The sequence below is a fragment of the Otariodibacter sp. genome, from assembly GCF_029256985.1.
In the GTDB taxonomy this organism is placed as follows: domain Bacteria; phylum Pseudomonadota; class Gammaproteobacteria; order Enterobacterales; family Pasteurellaceae; genus Otariodibacter.
Window position 1 is genome coordinate 1 of sequence record NZ_JARIDQ010000039.1, and the last position, 5,111, is coordinate 5,111.

The 5,111-nt window shown below is 36.7% G+C and carries 6 protein-coding genes; 1 reads left to right on the forward strand and 5 read right to left on the reverse strand.

Features of this window, described 5'->3' with window-relative positions:
• Both Q1J40_RS03845 and ppa read right to left on the reverse strand, forming a co-directional pair.
• On the reverse strand, window positions 1-380 hold a 380-nt coding region (locus Q1J40_RS03845; RefSeq protein ID WP_301098736.1), incomplete at its 3' end, for a M48 family metalloprotease.
• Window positions 381-438: 58 nt separating this feature from the next.
• Window positions 439-966 carry an inorganic diphosphatase gene (gene ppa, locus Q1J40_RS03850; RefSeq protein ID WP_301098737.1) on the reverse strand — a complete coding sequence of 176 codons (528 nt, stop codon included), beginning with the start codon at window positions 964-966 and terminating at the stop codon, window positions 439-441.
• 246 nt (window positions 967-1,212) lie between these two features.
• On the opposite strand from ppa, the gene ilvC reads away from it, so the two are divergent.
• Entirely contained in the window at window positions 1,213-2,694 is a 1,482-nt protein-coding gene (gene ilvC, locus Q1J40_RS03855) for a ketol-acid reductoisomerase (protein WP_301098738.1), read from the forward strand.
• Window positions 2,695-2,765: 71 nt separating this feature from the next.
• On the opposite strand, the gene xerC is transcribed toward ilvC, so the two are convergent.
• The 3 genes from xerC to glyS form a co-directional block, all read right to left on the reverse strand.
• Complete coding sequence (gene xerC / locus Q1J40_RS03860) at window positions 2,766-3,674, reverse strand: tyrosine recombinase XerC (RefSeq protein ID WP_301098739.1); 909 nt, start codon at window positions 3,672-3,674, stop codon at window positions 2,766-2,768.
• Between the two features lie 4 nt (window positions 3,675-3,678).
• Window positions 3,679-3,969 carry a DUF5377 family protein gene (locus tag Q1J40_RS03865; RefSeq protein ID WP_301098740.1) on the reverse strand — a complete coding sequence of 97 codons (291 nt, stop codon included), beginning with the start codon at window positions 3,967-3,969 and terminating at the stop codon, window positions 3,679-3,681.
• A 69-nt stretch (window positions 3,970-4,038) separates the two neighbouring features.
• Window positions 4,039-5,111 (reverse strand): glycine--tRNA ligase subunit beta (gene glyS / locus Q1J40_RS03870; RefSeq protein ID WP_301098741.1); only part of this gene is annotated, 1,073 nt, incomplete at its 5' end.

The following is a 5,111-nucleotide window of genomic DNA, read 5'->3' on the forward strand; positions in this document are numbered from 1 at the left end:
TGGGTCATTTCATGTCCCATCACAGTTGCAATTTCGTCATCATTTAGATTTAGTTTTTCAACTAACCCAGTATAAAATGCCATTTTCCCACCAGGCATTGCCCAAGCATTTAAATCATTGCTTCTGATCACCATTATTTCCCATTGAAATGGTATACCCGTGGAATTTTCTCGTTCTGCATAAGGTTTCATTTTATTAAAAACTGCATGAACTCGTCTTGCGGTAGTGGAGGACGTATCGAGAACACCTTGCGATGATGCTTTTTGTTTTACTTGATTATATTGACTCGATGCTTGTGTATTCATTTGTTGCGTTGTTACACAAGCACTTAAAATCAAAATAAAAAAGCTTATTATACTCACTTTTCTTAATAATTTCATAATGTTACCTTATAAAAAATGCCAAAGGAATACTTTGGCATTTTGAGTCCCATAAATCTTATTTTTTCGCACGCTCAAAAGAGTCTAAAATTTCTTGGCGAGCAGATTCAACACCTTCCCACCCATCAACTTTAACCCATTTTCCTGCTTCCAATGCTTTGTAGCTTTCAAAGAAATGCTGGATTTGTGCTTTTAAAAGTGCTGGTACATCATCAATATCTTTAATGTGATCATATTCTTTGCTTAATTTTGTATGAGGAACAGCGATTACTTTCGCATCTTGACCTGATTCATCCGTCATTTTTAATACACCAACTGGACGGCAACGGATCACTGAACCCGGTTGTAATGGATAAGGTGTTGGTACAAGCACATCTACAGGATCACCATCCAATGAAAGCGTATGGTTAACGTAACCATAGTTAGCAGGATAGAACATTGCTGTTGCCATAAAACGGTCAACAAATAATGAACCAGACTCTTTATCTACTTCATATTTAATTGGATCTGAATTTGCTGGAATTTCAATTACTACATAAATATCGTCTGGTAACTCTTTACCAGCAGGTACGTTTTCTAAGCCCATTTTGATTTCCTTCTATTATTGGTAAGGGGTGAAAAATGAATTTGATTATAGCTGATCCTTCTTATCTCGCAAAGTAAGCGGTAAGATTCTTACTCTTTTTTGCAAAAAATTGTGCAAAACTGACCGCTATATATTGCAATAATTGCAATTATAAATATCAATAATATCACTTTTTGAAATATAAAATACGGTTTATACTCCAGACAAATACTAAGTTATTTTTATACAGAAAAAGGAAATGCAAATATGGCTAACTACTTCAATACATTAAATTTTCGTCAAAAATTAGATCAATTAGGACATTGCCGTTTTATGCAAAGAGAAGAATTTGCTAATGGCGTAGATTTCTTAAAAGGCAAAAAAATTGTTATAGTTGGGTGCGGCGCTCAAGGATTGAATCAAGGATTAAATATGCGTGATTCTGGTTTAGATATTAGCTATGCTTTACGTCCTGAAGCCATTGCAGAACAACGAACCTCATTTAAACGTGCAACAGAAAATGGATTTAAAGTAGGAACTTATCAAGAAGTAATTCCAACCGCAGATTTAGTTATCAATCTTACTCCAGATAAACAACATCCAAAAGTTATTTCTGATGTGATGGGCTTGATTAAGCAAGGCGCAGCATTAGGGTATTCACACGGCTTAAATATTGTGGAAGGTGGTGAGCAAATTCGTAAAGATCTTACGGTTGTGATGGTAGCACCAAAATCACCGGGTACAGAGGTGCGTGAAGAATACAAACGTGGATTTGGCGTACCAACTTTGATTGCAGTTCATCCAGAAAATGATCCAAAAGGTGAGGGGTTTGACATTGCTAAAGCATGGGCAGTAGCAACAGGTGGTGATCGTGCAGGCGTATTAGAGTCATCTTTTGTTGCAGAAGTTAAATCAGATTTAATGGGTGAACAAACTATTCTTTGTGGAATGTTACAAGTAGGTTCACTTGTTTGTTATGACAAATTAATTGCAGATGGGAAAGATCCAGCTTATGCGGGTAAATTAATTCAATTTGGTTGGGAAACTATTACTGAAGCCTTAAAACAAGGTGGTGTTACTTTAATGATGGATCGTTTATCAAATACTGCAAAACTACGTGCATTTAAATTAGCAGAACAAATCAAAGAAGAGTTTACTCCTCTTTTCCAAAAGCATATGGATGATATTTTAAGTGGCGAGTTTTCTGCAACAATGATGGCAGACTGGGCTAATGATGATGCTAAATTACTAAAATGGCGTGAAGATACAAGGCAAACTGCTTTTGAAAAAGCACCAAAAGGCGATGCAATCAAAATTAGTGAACAAGAATATTTTGATAATGGTGTATTAATGATCGCAATGGTTAAAGCCGGCGTTGAATTAGCCTTTGATGTGATGGTTGCAAGCGGTATTTACGAAGAATCTGCTTATTATGAATCACTTCATGAGTTACCATTGATTGCAAATACTATTGCTCGTAAACGTCTTTATGAAATGAATGTGGTTATCTCTGATACTGCAGAATATGGTAACTATCTATTTGCTAATGCAGCGGAACCTATTTTCCGTGAGAAAATTATACCAACTTTACGCAAAGGAGATATTGGTGAGTCAACACCAGCAACAGAGATTGATAATATTACATTAAGAGATGTAAACGAATTAATCCGTAATCATCCAGTTGAACTTATTGGTCAAGAACTTCGTGGTTATATGACTGATATGAAACGACTCTCTTTCGCTGAGTAAATTATTTAATCGGTATTGATAAAGTATTTGTTGATACCAGCCTAATTTTTATAAAGAGTGATAATATCATATCACTCTTTTTTTCTTCTCGCTCTTGGATGAGTTGAATCATAAATTTTAGCAAGGTGTTGAAAATCTAAGTGAGTATAGATTTGTGTAGTGGATAAATTACTATGTCCCAGTAACTCTTGAACAGCTCGAAGATCAGAACTTGCTTCAAGCATGTGAGTTGCAAATGAATGACGAAGTTTATGTGGGTGTAAATGGGTGTTTAATCCCTGTCTTTTTCCCCATTTTTGCATAATTAATTGAATTGAACGGGTAGAAATCCGTCCTCCTCGTTGATTTAAAAATAAGGCATTATCTTTTGGATTAAATTCAGTGCGAACAGCTAACCACTTATTGATAGCCTCAATCGCTTTTGAACCTATTGGTACAATTCGCTCTTTGCTTCGTTTACCGAGTACTCGAACCTCTCCTACATTTAAATCCATATCGCCAATATCTAGACCTTGTAATTCAGCTAGACGCAAGCCGGAACTATACATCAATTCCATCATAGCTAAATCACGCAGATCAAGCGGTTGATTACTCTCAACATTTAGCAATTGTGTAATCTGTTCAGCATCAATATTTTTTGGAAGGTGTTTATTTATTTTTGGTGCTTTAATACCAACAGCTGGGTTTGTCTGAATTACTTCTTTACTAACTAAAAAAGCAAGGAATTGACGTAACGCAACTAAACGCAAGCCAACACTTTTTGCACCTAATCCTTCTTTGTGACTTTCGGACAATATCCAACGTATCACAGAGGTATCAACTGCTTGCCATTCTGTAATTTGCTGTTTATTCAACATCTCACAAATAGCTTTTAGTTGCCGTTGGTAATTACTTAACGTATGTGGGCTGACTTGTCGCTCAATACGCAAAAAATCCCAATAGGGCTGTGTTTGTAAATACAAGGGTGTATTTTCACTCATACAATTAAGCTAATCCCAATTTACCAATTTTCACACCAATATTACCCAATGCCACAGGGCCTAAGTATTCCGCAAGGAATTTGAATAAGTCGTCAACATTATCAAATATACGATGAATTTCAACTTCTTTTTCAGCTTTACGAATAAACTCATAAGACGCTTGATTATTTTCAATATGAGCCTCTAATTTTAAACTCACAGTCTCAAAATAATTACTCATTGAGCCTTCTAACCCCGGATCACTGATACGCACATCCCATTGATTCGTAAATAATAATTCAGTTTTTTTGACCATAATTTATCCCCTGTATATTATATTAACATTGAAAAAAGACCGCTTGTTAGCGGTCTTTATAACTCTTATTTATTGCAATAACGAAATATCAGCAACTTGTAAGAATAAGTTCTGTAAGGTATTTAAAATCGCAAGTCGATTTTGGCGGAGTTTTGGATCTTCCGCATTGACCATGACGTTATCAAAGAAACTATCAACCGGTTGGCGTAAATTCGCAAGCTGATCTAACACGGCGGTGTAATTACCTTCAGCAACTAATGGTTGAAGATCACTTTGTAGCTTAATCACAGCTTCTGCTAGGGCTTTTTCTGTTGGTTCTACGCAAGCGGTTAGATCAATCTCGCCAATTGCAATATCTGCTTTAGCTAAAATATTACTTACACGTTTATTCGCTGCGGCTAATGCAACCGCTGAATCTAAAGTACGGAAATGCGCTACCGCACGCACACGTGCATCAAAGTCGGCAGGCTTGGTTGGGCGACGAGCTAATACTGCTTGAATCACATCAACCGCAATACCTTCATCTTGATACCACGCACGGAAACGCCCGAGCATAAAATCAACCACATCGCTAACTACATCTTTATTTGTTAATTTATCGCCAAATAATTCAACAGATGTTTTTACTAGCTCTTCTAAATCAAGTGGTAATTTTTTCTCAACGATAATACGCAATACACCCAATGCTGCACGACGTAGAGCAAATGGGTCTTTATCGCCTTTTGGATGTTGCCCGATACCAAAAATACCTGTTAGGGTGTCAATTTTATCGGCTAATGCGACCGCACAAGCAACAAGTGAGTTTGGTAGCTCATCGCCAGCAAAGCGTGGCATATATTGTTCATTTAATGCTACCGCCACTTCTTCATCTTCACCATCATGACGGGCATAGTGCATACCCATAACACCTTGGGTATCGGTAAATTCAAACACCATATTGGTCATTAAGTCACATTTAGAGAGTAAGCCTGCACGTTTTGCTTTGGTTTCATCTGCACCAATTTGTTTTGCAATGGCACCGCTTAATTGCTCAATACGGTCTGTTTTATCACGCAATGTACCTAATTGTTGTTGGAATAAAACGGTTTCTAAACGTGGAAGTTGATCTTCTAACCGTTGTTTTAAATCGGTTTTGAAGAAAA